The sequence below is a fragment of the Paenibacillus chitinolyticus NBRC 15660 genome, from assembly GCF_000739915.1.
GTDB lineage: Bacteria > Bacillota > Bacilli > Paenibacillales > NBRC-103111 > Paenibacillus_F > Paenibacillus_F chitinolyticus.
Map to the genome: position 1 here is coordinate 1 of NZ_BBJT01000027.1, position 13,823 is coordinate 13,823.

The following is a 13,823-nucleotide window of genomic DNA, read 5'->3' on the forward strand; positions in this document are numbered from 1 at the left end:
AGACGCCGGGGCGCCGCAGGCGTGGGCCGGCATCGCGCCGTCAGCCGTGCGCAAGCCTTGGCCGCCGAAGCTGCCGGCTGCCGCGGAGGGCACTGCGCTTGCCGCTGCCGGCCCCGCGCTGGCGTCCGCACGAAGCGTACCCGCGGCTGCTCGTTGTGCTCCGCCGGCTGCTCTTGAACCGGAGTCCGCCAGGCCTCCGCCATCCGCGCAGGCTCCGCCGCGGTCGCTTCCGCCCCCGGGGCCCGCTCCGCCTGAGCCGTAGGCGCCAGCGGGGACGATGACTGTGCCGGCCTCGGCCCGGGCGCTTCCTTCGCCGCTGTCGCTCTCGCCGCAGCCGATCAGGTAAGGCACCGTCGGCTCGCGCATCCACCGCCACTGCCCTTCGAGCAGCCTTTCCAGCTCGGCGGGAAAGCGGTCCCGGATGCCGTGCAGCCATTCGCGGATCGCTCCTTCCACGTCTGCGGATTTGTCCGTGGCGGATGCCTCGGCTCCCCCGGGCTGTGCGGACGCCTGCTGTCCGGGCCTGCGGAGCTCGCTGCGGAAGCCTTCCAGGTAGTCTCCCAGCTCCTCGTCGCTGAAATCGGTTTTGAGCAGATAGCCGGACGCGCCGTACTTAATGCCCTGCTTGGCGTATTCGAAATCGCGATGGCAGCTGAGCAGCAGCGCTTTTGTCTGAGGGGCGTACTCCTTGATCTTGCGGATCAGCTCGATTCCCGTCATCCCGGGCATCACGATGTCCGTAATGACCACCTCCGGCTCGTGCTCCAAGAAAGCCTCCCAGGCCCGGGTCCCGTTCGGCGCATCCGCCACAACTTCCATCCCGTAGCGTTCCCAGGGCACCGTGCTGATCAGCCCCCTGCGGATAATCACTTCATCGTCGGCAATCAGTACGCGTATAGTCGTATCGCTCATCCCGTTTCCTCCTCCTTCGGAAGCTTAATCCCGATGCATGTTCCTTTTCCCGGCTCCGACTCTACATCCAACCCGTATTTATCGCCGAAATGCAGCTTGATCCGCTGATCGACATTATAGATGCCGATGCTGCGCTTCTTGCGGCCGACCGCATCTCCCGGATCGGACAGAAGCTGCCGGGCCGCCTCGGGTTCCATTCCCTTGCCGTCGTCGCACACACTCAGCCGGATCGCCTTTCCCTGTTCACGCACTTTGATTTCGATCGTGCCCGCCCCGTCTTCGAACGCATGAAAGAAAATGTTTTCCACCAAAGGCTGCAGAGTCATCCGCGGAATGCGGACCTGGTCTAGGGGAATCTCCCCCGTATCGATGCGGTAGCTGAACACATGGCCGAACCGGTATTCCTGGAGATTCATGTAATGATGAATCACATCCAGCTCCTCCTTCAAGGTTACCAGCTCACGTGTGTAGTTCAGGTTACCGTCGAGTACCTTGGTCAGATGCAGAATCATCTGCTGCACCTCGGCGTTGCCGGCAATCCGTGCTTTCCACTGAATGGAAGCGAGCGTATTGATCAGCAGATGAGGATTGATCTGATGGTGAAGCGCCCGGAGCTCCGCTTCTTTTTTCTGCCGCTCCACACGTTTGACCTCTCCGAACAAATCCTGCAGCTGGACAACCATGTGATTGAAGCTCCGGCCCAGACGCCCGATTTCATCTTCGGAATCGACGACGATTCGGGTATCCAGTCGCCCGAGCGAGACGTCCCGGATGGAATCTTTCATTTTTTTAATCCGGCTCAGAAAACGCAGCGAACTGAAGTACGCCAGAACGAAAGCCAACAGAATGGACAAGCTGACGGCCGTAAACGTAAATGTCCGGATCAGCAGAGAAGACTGGTAAAACTGGTGGTACGGCGTCCGCACTTCGATTTTCCAATCGGTCTCCTCCGACTGCTTCGTCCAGACGACATCGTCGTCACGCTTTGTATAGGCCTTCGCCGTCTGATACAGAATGCGCCCTTGATCCGATATGGTCAGGAAAGCTCCCGTATCCTGCTCGTACTCGTGGAACATATCCAAAAGCTTTTCGGCTTTTACTTCGATCAGCACCTTTGCATCCTCCAGCGCCCCGACCTGATTGTGAATCTGAAAAAGCAGGCCTATCACTTTTTCGCCCGGAACGTTGGAAGTGCCGCTGTACTGCTTGGGCTCGTAAATGCTGAACCGGTACCCCGTGCGCTCCTCGCCGAACCAGGGGCTTTCCTCCACAAGATCCGTATTGGCGATGCGCTCGCCGTAATAATAGCCGGACTTCGTCAGAATAAAAATGCCTTTCGTATCCAGCGTTTTATGGGCTTTTAAATACTGTTCGAGCTGCTGCTCTTCTTTAAAGCCCAAATAAGTCGTCGGAATCTCCTCATGCAGAACCGTAAAGTTAGGGTCCAGCAGGTAGGACAAAATATCTCCGACGGTATATTTCATCTGAGCCAGCGTCGAATCGATCTGCACCTGCAGCTGGGATACCGTATTTTCCCCGTAACGCCCAAACTGCTCGTTTATCGTCTGCGAAGACTTGGTATACAGCACGTAGCCCAAAGACAACAGGGGGATAATGGCGACCAGCAAAATCAGCAGCACCAGCTTCCCCTGGAGGCTCCGGCGCAAACGAATCGGCAGTAGGCCCAGGTGTCTAAACAACATAATCTCCCCCGCATGCAGTAAAGTAAGCGCTTCCGTAAAATGATTATAGCACGGGAAGGCTGTGTGCACATGCCTCCCCGCGCTCTATGGAATTTGAAATATAACCCAGCCGCCCTCACTGCCTAAGCGTCGTCAGTAACGGTTCCCCGCTTCCATGGGCGGAACCCTTTAGCGGGCGGCCCCGGCCGGCTGTGTCTTTTTGAGATAGGCCCGCCACGTAATGCACCACTCTTTGGGATCGTCGAAGCTGGATTCGTCGATGCGGTGGACGGTGCTGTTGTGGGGAGCGCTTTTCACGATCTCCGGATTTTCGTACGCTTCCTGCGAAATATGGCGCAGCGCATCCAGATACTCGTCAAGGTCTTCTTTGGAGTACGATTCCGTCGGTTCCAACGTGAACGGCTGCGGAACGATATACGGATGATGACTGGTCCAGTAATGGAGCCCGAAATCGCACATTCTGCGCTGAACATCCTCGGTCGTCACGCCCGTCTCCTTCGTCAGCTGTTCCCAGCTGTAGCGTACCTGCTCCAGGCGTCCGCCTTCTACATACGGGGCGCTGGCGCCTCTGATTTTCAAAATGTTCGCATACAAATAGTTGTTGTTGAGAACGGCTGTTTTGGCCACGTCCAGCAGCCCTTCCGGCCCCAGCGCGCGAATCCAGGCATACGAGCGGAGCACCGTTTGAGCCACGCCGTGGAACATCCGCACTTTGCCGATGCTTTCCGGGGTTTCCCCGCTCAGGCTGTAGCGGCTGCCGTCGTATTCCACGACGGGGCCCGGCAGGAACGGCGCCAGCTGCGCCGTCACGCCCAGCGCTCCGGTTGCGGGTCCCCCGCACATATGAGGCGCCGCGAACGTCTTGTGCAGGTTGAAAAAGCACATATCGAAGCCCGCTTCTTTCGCCCGCGCAATGCCGAGCAGCCCGTTCGCGTTGGCCTGATCGTAGAAGCAGATTCCACCCGCTTCATGCACTACGTCCGTAAACTCGCGGATCCGGGGATTGAAGATTCCGGTGTCCTCGGGGTTCGCCACGACAAAACCTGCCGTCCTTTCGGACACCGCATTCTTCAGCGCCTCCAGATCCGGGAAGCCGTCCTTGTCCGGGTACAAGGTGATGATTTTGTACCCTTTTACCGCGGCGGTTGCGGCCTGGGACGGATGCGAGAATATCGTCGTGATGATCTCGTCGCGCTTCTCGCCTTCCCCGTTCGCATCATGGTAAGCACGGACGATGGACGCCATGGCGAACAGCGCCTGTGTGCCGCTGCTCGGTTGAAAGGAGAACCGGTCCATGCCCGATATTTCCCTCATCGCCAAGTCGAGGCCGTGATAGATTTCGAGCATACCCTGTACGGTGTCCGGATCCTGCAGCGGATGAAGGTCCATCATTTTGGGGCTGCGAATAAGCATTTCGTTGATTCGCGGAATGTACTTCATCGTACAGGTGCCTTGACCGATTTCGACGTTGAAATCGGACCCCAGCGTTTCCTGTGACAGGCGCAAGTAATGCCGCAGCACTTTGGCCTGGCCGATCTCGGGAAGGGCCGGGGCCGTTTCTCTGCGCATGGACGCCGGCAGGGCGGACAGGCCGTCGCCTACCTCGGCTTCCACCTCCGGCTCCGCCGCCGGTACCAGAATCCCCCGCTCGCCCGGACGGTGCAGTTCGAATAGGACAGGCTCATCCCATTTCGCCTGGTGGAACTTGCGGACCTTGCTGTTTCGTTCGATTCGTTTGATCATGGTTGCCGGTATCCCCTCTCATCGGTGGTTGAATCTATAGGTTAGTTCTATTGCTTGGTTTTATTGCTTGGTTTTATTGCTTGGTTTTATTGCTTGGTTTTATTGCTTGGTTCTATTGATTGGTTCTATTAACCGGTTTCAATAGTCGGTTCTATTGCTTGGTTCTACCTGCCGGCCCGTCCCAGCACTTTTTTCAGTGCCTCCGTGAGGGTATCGATATCCTGCTTCGTGTGAATTTCCGTTACACAGTAGAGCGCGCACTGTCCCCATTCCGGGAACTCGGCCGACAAGTCTTTGCCCCCGAAAATATTCTCTTCCAGCAGCAGCTTATTAATCTCCGCCACGCTTTTGCCGGTCGAATTAAAGTCAACGACAAATTCCTTAAACGTGGACGCACTGAATTTCATGCTGACTCCCTCGATTTCGGACAGCCGTTTCTTGGCGTATTCCGCCTGCTGAACGATGGTCTGGCCCACCTCAAGCATTCCCTGCGGCCCCATCAATGCCAGATAGACGCCTGCCGTGATCCCCCACAGCGCAGTCTGCGTGCCGACGGACTCCTTCCCTTTTTCCCGCTTCGCAAAAGAAGTCCGCTCATACGCCACGTCCCCGAAGCCGTACTCGCCTTCCACTGAAGTCGGCGCTATGCCGAACAGGCGTGACGGGTATTCCATCACGTAAGCTTCCTCGTCACGTGAAGCGATGAAACCGGCATGGCCTCCGCCGTAGTTCATGCGGATACCGAGAGGCTGCAGGTCGCCGCAGACAAGGTCCGCGCCATAGCGGGAAGGCGGCTTCAGGACGCCCAGCGAGATCGGGTCCACGCCGACCGCAAATACGGCACCCGCTTCCTTCGCGAGCTTGCCGATGGCCTCCCCTTGTACCTCGATATGTCCGAGGTAGGAAGGGTTTTCGATATAGACGGCCGCGGTGTCCGAGCTCAGCTTGCTCTGCAGATCGCCCAGATCCAGCAATCCTGTCGCGGGGTCACAGCCGACAAGGGTGCAGCGGATTTGCGGCGACAGGTAGTTGCGGATGATAAGCAGCCGGTCCGGATGGGTCGTCGCCGGCAGCAGCACCTCGCTGCGGCCGTTCATGCGCGACGCCATGCGGAGAGCGGTGGAAGCCGCCTGGGCCCAATCGAACGTCGGCACGTTGACGACGTCCATGTTGACCAGCTCGGCCAGAAGGCTCTGATACTCGAACAGCGCCTGAAAGCGCCCGTGGTCCTCGTACGGCTCTCCCGCGTATGCGGTCACGAACTCCGAACGCTGGCTGATCTCGTCGCATACCGCAGGCACATAATGCTGCCAGCAGCCCGCTCCGAGGAAGTTGAGGCGCTCCCGCGCGTGAAGATTGCGGTTCAGCAGCGTTTCGATGTGCCGCTGCAGTTCGTATTCGTTTAAAGCCGGACCGATTTGAAGCGTGTCACGGTAGCGCAAAGATTCCGGTACCATGCGGTACAGCTCTTCGATAGAAGCCGCTCCGATCACTTGGAGCATGTCCTTTTGTACGTCGGATACCGTGTTCGGTATATATGGATGGGATGAAGACTGCCTGGTTGCCATCGGTAAACCCTCCTGTATCTGCTGAATGATGGAATAGTAGAATCCTGATGAAAAAGTTCGGGGTAACTTGCTGGTAAAAAATCGTTCATGTGCGAGGTTTAATCGCAAAAGCCCTTTTTTCTATGCCGGTTTCATAGATCGTACTGATCAGTCGATGTTCAAGCATCTGCCCATGCTGCAAACTGCCGGAATAATGCCGTCCGGCTTCTGCCCGTGTTACAGACTTACTATTTATCGCTATTCGGATCTGCCCGTGCTACAGACTTATTGCTTATCGCTGTCCAGATTTGCCCGGTCCACAGACTTAGCTGGTTATCGCTGTCCAGATCTGTTCGTGCCACAGACTTACTGCTTATCGCTGTCCCAGATCTGTCAGTGCCCAAGCTCTCAAGCTCAATCCCCCAAATTCATTACCGCAAAAAACTTACGCCAATCCTCCGCCGTCCACCACGAGAACCGAGCCGGTAACCCACGCGGACATCCCGCTTGCCAAGAACAGGACCGCGTTGGCGATGTCCTGAGGCGTCCCCAGCCTGTTCAGCGGACGCTCCGCGGAAGCTACGAGGAAGCTTGCCTCGTCCCGGCTCAGTTGCTTGGCTTCGTCGCGCAGAAGCGGCGTATCCGTATCCCCCGGACATACGCAATTTACGCGGATTCCGGCCGGGCCATGGTCAATCGCCATCCCGCGGGTCAAATTCACTACCCCTGCCTTAGCCGCGCAGTAAGCGGCCGCCTGGTCGCCGCCTTTCAGTCCCCAGCCCGATCCCGTGTTGATAATGCTTCCGCCGCCGTTCTTCTCCATTACCGGGATCGCGTATTTGGACAGAAGGAAGGTCCCTTTCAAGGAAACATCGATCACGAGATCCCACTGCTCTTCCGTCAGTTCCACGACGGTTTTCCGCCGAATCACGCCCGCATTGTTGAAAACGATATCGATCCGGCCCGTCTCTCGGACCGCCGCTTCGACTGCCGCTTGGCAGTCTTCCGATCGCGTAACGTCGCACCGAATATAGCGGGCGAAATGCCCCTGCTCTGTAAGGAAACGCTCGGCTTCGCGGCCGCCGGTTTCGTTCATGTCCAGCAGCATCACCTTGGCCCCGTTAGCTGCCAGTGTTTGAGCGGCCACAAGACCGATTCCCGAAGCGGCTCCCGTTACCAGGGCCGTCTTACCGGTTAAATCCAGCGGTGAAGTGTTCGTTGTCATCCGATTTACCCCCTTGGTATGCTTTCTTGGTTGGTTTGCTTTATTGGTTGTAATGCTTTATTGCTTGGTATGCTTTCTTGGTTGTTATGCTTTCTTGGTTGTTATGCTTTATTGCTTGGTTTTCTTGGTTGGTTTGCTTGGTTTTCTTGGTTGGTTTGCTTGGTTTTCTTGGTTGGTTTGCTTGGTTGGTTTGCTTCTTGATTAGTATGTTTTCGTTCCTGATTTGCTTCTTGCCTGGCTTGCATCTTACTTTGTTTGCCTCGTGTTTTCGTGCCCGTATCGCTTCCCGTTCCCGTTTTAACTGTCACGAAGGCGTGAGGCAGCCGTTCTTACTGCTCCGGACTGCCCGCGGACGCCCCGGAAACCATCTCTTCTTCCCTGCATCTGCCGGCCAGCAGAAGAAAAACGCTCGACGTCCACGTGAACGCCCGGTCGCGCAGCCCCTCACCGGTTACGGCGTCGAAATTCTCCGCCATACCGGACTTCGCCGCCATGCGGCAGAACTTGCGGGCCAGCTCCGAGGCAAACTCCTCGTCGCCCGCTCCGCGAAGCCCTTCCACGATCAGCATCGTGGAAGGGGCCCAGATCGGGCCGCGCCAGTAGCCGTCCGCCGCATAGTACGGGCTGGACGTGCTCTCCGTCGCCAGCCCGTTGCCGGTCAGGAACCGGTCCGGCTGCTTCAAATCCGCGATCACCTTCTCGCGGATAGGGCCGGGGAGCCGGCTCCCCAGCACGATCGGGACGAACGACAGCAGGCTGTCTCCGGCCGAACGCTCGTGCGAACCGGAACGCATGGCCGTGAAGCGGCCCTCTTTCTCGTCCCAGAAGTGCCCGATCAGCTTTTGAAGCAGCTCGTTTGCCCGGGCCGACCAGCGCTCGGACTCTTCATCCAGGCCGAGCCTCTGCGCCGCGGCGGCGAGCACTTCCATCTGGATGACCAGAAACGCCGAAAGATCCGGGCTTTCCACGGGAATATCCGTCAGGAACGCCGTGCTGTTGTCCCAGCCGCTGTCGTTGCCGTGATTGTACTGCGGAATTCCGTCTCCGTCGTCATCGCGGTACCGGAACCACCACGTCGTCCATTTGCCGAGCGGTTCGTATATTTCCCGAAGCCGCTCATCCGTGACCGCCGACGAATTTTCCATCATCCAGTTCAGTGTCCACCCGTGAATGGGCGGTTTGCAGCAGTTCCAGAGCGCATATTTATCGTTTAAAAAGTCCGGCAGCATCCCGCTTTCATCCTGCCGGTCAAAAAATATAGCAAATTGATCCCAGGCTAAATCCGGGTTCGTCCCGGCCAGCGCCATCGCATTGAAGCAGTGATCCCAGCTCCAGATGTTCGTCATCCAGTTCTTGGACATGTACATCGCGGGACGGGATAAATAGCCGTCCGCGCGTACGACGCAGGACCACGTAATATAGGCAGCCAGCGTCCGGGCCTCTTCCCAATCCTCCGGCGTTCGTATCGTGCGGGAGAGCCACTGTTCCCAGTCCTGGCCCGCCATAGCTTCGGCCTCTTCGTAAGAATATCCGTCGCGCTGTCCGGGGACCGTCCGGTATTCTTCGAGAGACAGATCGAACGACTGACTTTCTCCGCCGGGAACTATCACGAAAGCAATATGCTTGGCACGGAGTCCGCCCCAGACTACATCCGGCTCGAAATGGCCGAGCAGCGGCGAGAGCAAGATCCGGACCTCCCGCGAAAAGCTGTTAAGCTCCCATCCTCTTTCCCGGTAAGGCAGCGCGTAGTCGTAGGCGCTGAGCTCCGCCGTCAGCTTCAGTCCGATCCCTTCGCCTCTGACACGTATGCAGTCCGGCTCCGGTATGCACCATTCCATCCAGCCGGCTCCGCTTTCGAGTCGGACTCTGACGGGGGAAGCCTCCACCCTGTAATCAGCTAACGTTTCCCCGCTCTTCGGATCAATGGGGGTGATGCCGAACAGGACACCGGCCTGCTCGTCGCCCCCGCGGATCATTCGTACGTAAAGCCCTTCGCTGCGTTTATCGCTTTGCGGCAGTCTCGATAGGGCGAAATAGGAACCAAAGCGGCTGAATGGCACCACAGACAAATCGAAATTCATAGTTGCAGCCCCCCGTTGCTCCTTGGATTCGTAGTTCCCGCTCATGAAGAGAGCGTTTACATAAAATTGTACCGGAAAGAGGAGAATCCCCACACCGACGCTTGTTGGTATCTTCGTGTCATTTTGCACCTGCTGTGCCGCGGTTTTTAGCCGAAGGCTCCAAAGGTGTCATTTTGTATGCGGAGATTCGTCTTTTTGTTCACTGCTGCCCTTTAGTCCTACCAAATAAAAAAACCGCCCGGAGGTGATCAACCTCTGCGACGGTACCTTTTAAATGCAAGATCCGGTCCTTCTTGTTAGCGGCCGCTGCTCCGGTCCTCTTATCCTTTTGTTCCTCCCTGCAGCCCGAAGCCTTTCGACATGAATCTCTGGGACAGTACATACAGAATGACGGACGGGACGGCATACAGCACCGAAAACGCCGCCAATTTGCCGTAGTCGGCCATCCCGTATTGCCCGAAAAACTGGTACAACTTCAAGGAGACCGGGAAGTTTTCAGGAGACTGCAGAAGGATATACGGAACGAAGAAGTTCCCCCAGCTTCCCGAAAACGTAAAAATCGCTACCGCACAAATGCCCGGAACCATTAACGGCGCCACCACCTTGCGGATGCCTGTAAACACGGACGCTCCGTCAATCCAAGCCGCTTCTTCCAGCTCGCTCGGCACCGAATCCATGAAGTTTTTCAACATCCAGATGCCGTACGGCATGGACGAAGCCGCGAAAAATAAGATGACGCCAAAAAGATTGTCATACAGCTTGGCGGTCAGGAACAATTGATACACCGGAACCATAACCGCCGTAATCGGAAGCGAAGTCATGAACAACACGGTAAGCATAAACGTTTTTTTATACTTTAATTGATAGCGGGACAATGGGTAGGCCGCAAGCAGGGCCAGTACAACGACGAGTACGGCTTGGCCCAGAGACATGATCAATCCGATCATATAAGCGCGCTGATTTTCCGGATTGGCGATCACCTCCGCATAATTCGTCGCGGTCAGCCGCTCGGGGACTTTAAGCGACTGCATCGCATTGGAATCGACAGATGCCACCAGAACCCACAAAAGGGGCAGAATAAAACAGATGCCGATGAAAACAAGAATCGTATAAGGCAAGATGCGATACATCCATTTACGCTGGCTCGTATTCATACGATATTCTCCCTTGTAAGTTTACTCTTTCATCGCACGGATATAGAACAGGCTGAGGATAATGCCGAGAAGCAGCAGGAGCAGCGATATGGCCGTCCCGTACCCGAGCTGATAATTCACGAACGCCTGGTTGTACATAAAAATAGGCAAGGTCGTCGTCGAGGTTCCCGGTCCTCCTCCGGTCATCGCATAGATGAGCCCGAATACGCCCAAGGTCTGCAAAGTAACCAGCATCATATTGGTGGTTAAGGTTCCTTTTATAAGGGGCAAAATAATTCTCGTCAAGATCTGCCACCTGGACGCACCGTCAACAACGGCCGCCTCTTCGATCTCCGCAGGCACATCGTCCAGCGCCGCTTGAAAGACGAGCATGGAAAATGCCGTGCCGTGCCAGATGTTAGCCAGAATAATCGTAATCATCGGAACGGTATACAGCCATGCTACGACCGGAATACCGAAAAACGCCAAGATGGCATTCAAAGTCCCCTCATCCCCAAAAAAGCTGTACAAACATAAAGCGCACACAATCTCGGGGGTCACCCAGCCTGCCAGCACGATAGTTCCGATCACCCGGCGGAAATGCTTATTTTTGTGCTTCATCAGAAGCGCAATCAGAAAGCCCAGCACCTGCTGGCCGATAACGGCCGATCCGATCAGAAAAACGAGCGTATTCCAGATGCTGATCCGGACCGTAGGATCTTGAAACATCCGCACATAGTTATCGAATCCGGTAAACTTCAGTTCTTTCGCGGCTTCCCCCGTCAACGCCAGATTCGTAAAGGAATAATAAAAGGTCAGCAAAATCGGATAAATAAAAAACACCAGCATAATCGCTATCGAAGGAAGCAAAAAATAAAACCACGAAGAGGTTCGTTTTTTCCTATAAAGGTTTTGGACCGCCATACTACTCATCCGCATCCCCCTCCCGCACTTTAACTGTACAAAAAACCTGCTCAAGCTTGTTCAAGGCAGCGGGCGCGCTGAGCGGCGTCGTATGACGGTAGTCACCCACTTCTTTCACCGTCCTCCCTACCGCCTTCCGCATGGGCCTGAGCAGGCACCCTGACTGACGTTTTACTTTTCCGTGACATGCTCCGGACCGGCAATCCGGGTTACATCCTGCGTATATTTATTTAAAGCAGCCGCGGGCGCTGTCCCCGTTGCCACCGATTCGACCATCGTTTGAATCTGAGTGGACACTTCCGGATATTTATCCTGCGCGGGCCTAAACTCGGCGTTCTTCAAATATTCGGTCGCTAGCTCATTAAACGGCATTTTCGTGTATCCCGGATCTTTCGCTACGTCTGCCCGGACCGTTATATTGCCGGAAGCGATCACGAGCTTCTGCGTATTCTCTTTATTCAGCGCGTATTTAATAAAATTCCACGCCTCGTCTTTATGCTGCGCATTACTCGGGATCGACAAGGCCCATCCTCCGGCTAGCGTGATCGAACCGGGGGCCTGACCTTTGCTTGTCGGCATAGGCGCAAACCCGAGCACATCTTTATAAGCCGGCCAAGGTGCAGCTCCGCCCTCCAGATAATTGCCGGTAATCCAGGACCCGTCGAGAGAGATCGCGAGTTTGCCCTTCGGCAAATATTCACGCGTAGCCGTGTTTCCGGCCTGGCCGTTCAGCACTTTGGACAGCGGCGGTCCGAGCTTTTCCTTCGTCACCTTTTCGATAAAACCAAGCGCGTCCAGAATCCCCTGGCTCTTTACAATCCATTTTCCGCTCGCATCGTCGTACAACCTCTCTCCGGTACCGTAGAGAAGCATTTCGTAAGTCTGCATCGAAGTTGCTTCTCCCGTAGCCTTGCCCATATTCATCCAGATCGGAACCACGTCCGGCGCTTTCTCCTTGATTGTCCTTGCCGCGTTCAAAACCTCATCCCAGTTTTTAGGCTGCCAGTTCTCGGGAAGCCCGGCTTTTTTGAAAATCTCCTTGTTATACCACAGTCCTCTCGAATCCGTGTTGTAAGGGACCCCGTACACCTTGCCGTCGCTTGCGGTCACCCCTTTTTTCATAGCTTCGATAAAGGAGCCGTTTGTCCAATCTTCCCACCCCTTCAACCTGTCATCCAACGGTTCCAGGTATCCCGCACTCGCATCCGAGTTCAGAATGAACGTGTCCTCCGTCACAATATCCGGTGCCGTATCCTTCGATTTCAGTGCCAAGGCTATCTTGGCAAAATAATCTCCCTCCGACGCCTGAATCGGGGTCGGCTTAATTTCCACGCTTTTATCCGGATAACTGGCCGCCACTTCCTTGATCCATTTAAAGAGAGCACCTTGCTCGCCAATTCCATCGTCTCTATAAGTAATCGTTATCGTTTTTTTAGCGGCCGGGGAATTTCCCTCGTCCTTTCCCGTCTGGGTCGGTCCCGGTGTCGTTTTTACGCTTTGGCCGGAACATCCGAACAACAACGCCGAACTTAACAAAACCGCCGTGACACTCCACTTCTTTCTTCCACCGTCTGCCATGGCTTGCCCTCCTTATTTTTGGATACACCTGGATGCTTCAGACAGGAATTTATAAGCGCTTACAAAAAGGTTTATTTCACTATATTTTAATAATCCGCTAAAAAGAACTTTTATTTATTATTATCACGGAAAACTAAAAAGCCGTTCCCCTATAAGTCGGAGAAACAACTGCTTCAGAATGGACAAGTATGGAGGGGCAAAAGGAGATAACAGAGGGACGAGATGTGCGAGCACGGCTGTGTTCGAATTGACTTTTCATATATTGCAACCCCGCGGGGCCTTCTTTTACCACCAACAGTGCGTGGCTGCATATGCAGATCAACCACATGCTGTACTGGAATACAAATCGGGAAAATAGAGAACAGTGCGCAGCTGGCCGGCTTGCTCGGCCTTCCGTCCGTTTTAACCAGACACCAGACGCTTCCTCGCAACTCTTAGCCCACGATGTGGCATCACATGACGATGGGCACCCGGAGACTTGTTCTACCATTCGATCAGCCCTCGCAAGGAGCGTAATTTCCTATTAAAATTCGACTGTGACTGCATTTGAAAACATCAAAAAAAGAGCCTCTCGGCTCTTGAATGTATGTATGGCTCCCCGAACAGGACTCGAACCTGTGACAACTCGATTAACAGTCGAGTGCTCTACCAACTGAGCTATCAGGGAATAATATGGTGGAGCCAAGGGGGATCGAACCCCTGACCTCATCGCTGCCAGCGATGCGCTCTCCCAGCTGAGCTATGGCCCCATTTTGGTGCTGCAGAAAAAATTTTAACTTGTCTTGCGACATTCGTCAAGCATTTTTTAAAGAGACCATTTCGTAAGTGGTGGGCCCTAGTGGACTCGAACCACCGACCTCACCCTTATCAGGGGTGCGCTCTAACCAGCTGAGCTAAGGGCCCGTATGTAACACCTATATAATAGGTAGAAACACGATAAAAGGATAAGAAAAGCCCACCGTTAAGTGGGCTCTTGC

At 55.2% G+C, this 13,823-nt stretch carries 10 protein-coding genes and 3 tRNA genes; all 13 read right to left on the bottom strand.

Annotated features, from left to right (window positions below; all coding sequences use genetic code 11):
• On the bottom strand, positions 1–912 hold a 912-nt coding region (locus PCH01S_RS28955; RefSeq protein ID WP_255246874.1), incomplete at its 3' end, for a response regulator.
• On the bottom strand, positions 909–2,615 hold the full coding sequence (locus PCH01S_RS28960; RefSeq protein WP_241688795.1) for a cache domain-containing sensor histidine kinase: 1,707 nt from the start codon (positions 2,613–2,615) through the stop codon (positions 909–911). The genes PCH01S_RS28960 and PCH01S_RS28955, both read right to left, overlap by 4 nt.
• A gap of 168 nt (positions 2,616–2,783) precedes the next feature.
• Positions 2,784–4,358 (bottom strand): aminomethyl-transferring glycine dehydrogenase subunit GcvPB, encoded by a 1,575-nt coding sequence (gene gcvPB / locus PCH01S_RS28965; RefSeq protein WP_042235948.1) that lies wholly within the window; start codon positions 4,356–4,358, stop codon positions 2,784–2,786.
• A gap of 164 nt (positions 4,359–4,522) precedes the next feature.
• Positions 4,523–5,926 carry an aminomethyl-transferring glycine dehydrogenase subunit GcvPA gene (gcvPA, locus tag PCH01S_RS28970; RefSeq protein ID WP_042235951.1) on the bottom strand — a complete coding sequence of 468 codons (1,404 nt, stop codon included), beginning with the start codon at positions 5,924–5,926 and terminating at the stop codon, positions 4,523–4,525.
• Between the two features lie 424 nt (positions 5,927–6,350).
• A complete protein-coding gene (locus PCH01S_RS28975) occupies positions 6,351–7,130 on the bottom strand; it encodes an SDR family NAD(P)-dependent oxidoreductase (RefSeq protein WP_042235954.1) in 780 nt (259 codons plus the stop codon).
• A gap of 101 nt (positions 7,131–7,231) precedes the next feature.
• Complete coding sequence (locus PCH01S_RS30740) at positions 7,232–7,438, bottom strand: hypothetical protein (protein ID WP_129112455.1); 207 nt, start codon at positions 7,436–7,438, stop codon at positions 7,232–7,234.
• Between the two features lie 21 nt (positions 7,439–7,459).
• Positions 7,460–9,211 carry an amylo-alpha-1,6-glucosidase gene (locus PCH01S_RS28980; protein ID WP_042235956.1) on the bottom strand — a complete coding sequence of 584 codons (1,752 nt, stop codon included), beginning with the start codon at positions 9,209–9,211 and terminating at the stop codon, positions 7,460–7,462.
• A 320-nt stretch (positions 9,212–9,531) separates the two neighbouring features.
• Entirely contained in the window at positions 9,532–10,365 is an 834-nt protein-coding gene (locus PCH01S_RS28985; protein WP_042235958.1) for a carbohydrate ABC transporter permease, read from the bottom strand.
• 21 nt (positions 10,366–10,386) lie between these two features.
• Positions 10,387–11,277, bottom strand: a complete 891-nt coding sequence (locus PCH01S_RS28990; RefSeq protein ID WP_042235961.1) for a carbohydrate ABC transporter permease — start codon at positions 11,275–11,277, stop codon at positions 10,387–10,389.
• A gap of 162 nt (positions 11,278–11,439) precedes the next feature.
• On the bottom strand, positions 11,440–12,846 hold the full coding sequence (locus tag PCH01S_RS28995) for an ABC transporter substrate-binding protein (protein ID WP_042235964.1): 1,407 nt from the start codon (positions 12,844–12,846) through the stop codon (positions 11,440–11,442).
• 591 nt (positions 12,847–13,437) lie between these two features.
• A tRNA-Asn gene (locus PCH01S_RS29000) sits at positions 13,438–13,513 on the bottom strand.
• A gap of 6 nt (positions 13,514–13,519) precedes the next feature.
• Positions 13,520–13,595: transfer RNA gene (locus PCH01S_RS29005), tRNA-Ala, on the bottom strand.
• 77 nt (positions 13,596–13,672) lie between these two features.
• A tRNA-Ile gene (locus PCH01S_RS29010) sits at positions 13,673–13,749 on the bottom strand.
• Positions 13,750–13,823 lie beyond the last annotated feature (74 nt).

Excerpts from the sequence above, each read along its gene's own strand:
- gcvPB (WP_042235948.1), bottom strand. The coding sequence starts at position 4,358 with ATGATCAAACGAATCGAACGAAACAGCAAGGTCCGCAAGTTCCACCAG.
- PCH01S_RS28960 (WP_241688795.1), bottom strand. The coding sequence starts at position 2,615 with ATGTTGTTTAGACACCTGGGCCTACTGCCGATTCGTTTGCGCCGGAGC.
- PCH01S_RS28980 (WP_042235956.1), bottom strand. The coding sequence starts at position 9,211 with ATGAATTTCGATTTGTCTGTGGTGCCATTCAGCCGCTTTGGTTCCTAT.
- gcvPA (WP_042235951.1), bottom strand. The coding sequence starts at position 5,926 with ATGGCAACCAGGCAGTCTTCATCCCATCCATATATACCGAACACGGTA.
- PCH01S_RS28995 (WP_042235964.1), bottom strand. The coding sequence starts at position 12,846 with ATGGCAGACGGTGGAAGAAAGAAGTGGAGTGTCACGGCGGTTTTGTTA.
- PCH01S_RS28990 (WP_042235961.1), bottom strand. The coding sequence starts at position 11,277 with ATGAGTAGTATGGCGGTCCAAAACCTTTATAGGAAAAAACGAACCTCT.
- PCH01S_RS28975 (WP_042235954.1), bottom strand. The coding sequence starts at position 7,130 with ATGACAACGAACACTTCACCGCTGGATTTAACCGGTAAGACGGCCCTG.
- PCH01S_RS28985 (WP_042235958.1), bottom strand. The coding sequence starts at position 10,365 with ATGAATACGAGCCAGCGTAAATGGATGTATCGCATCTTGCCTTATACG.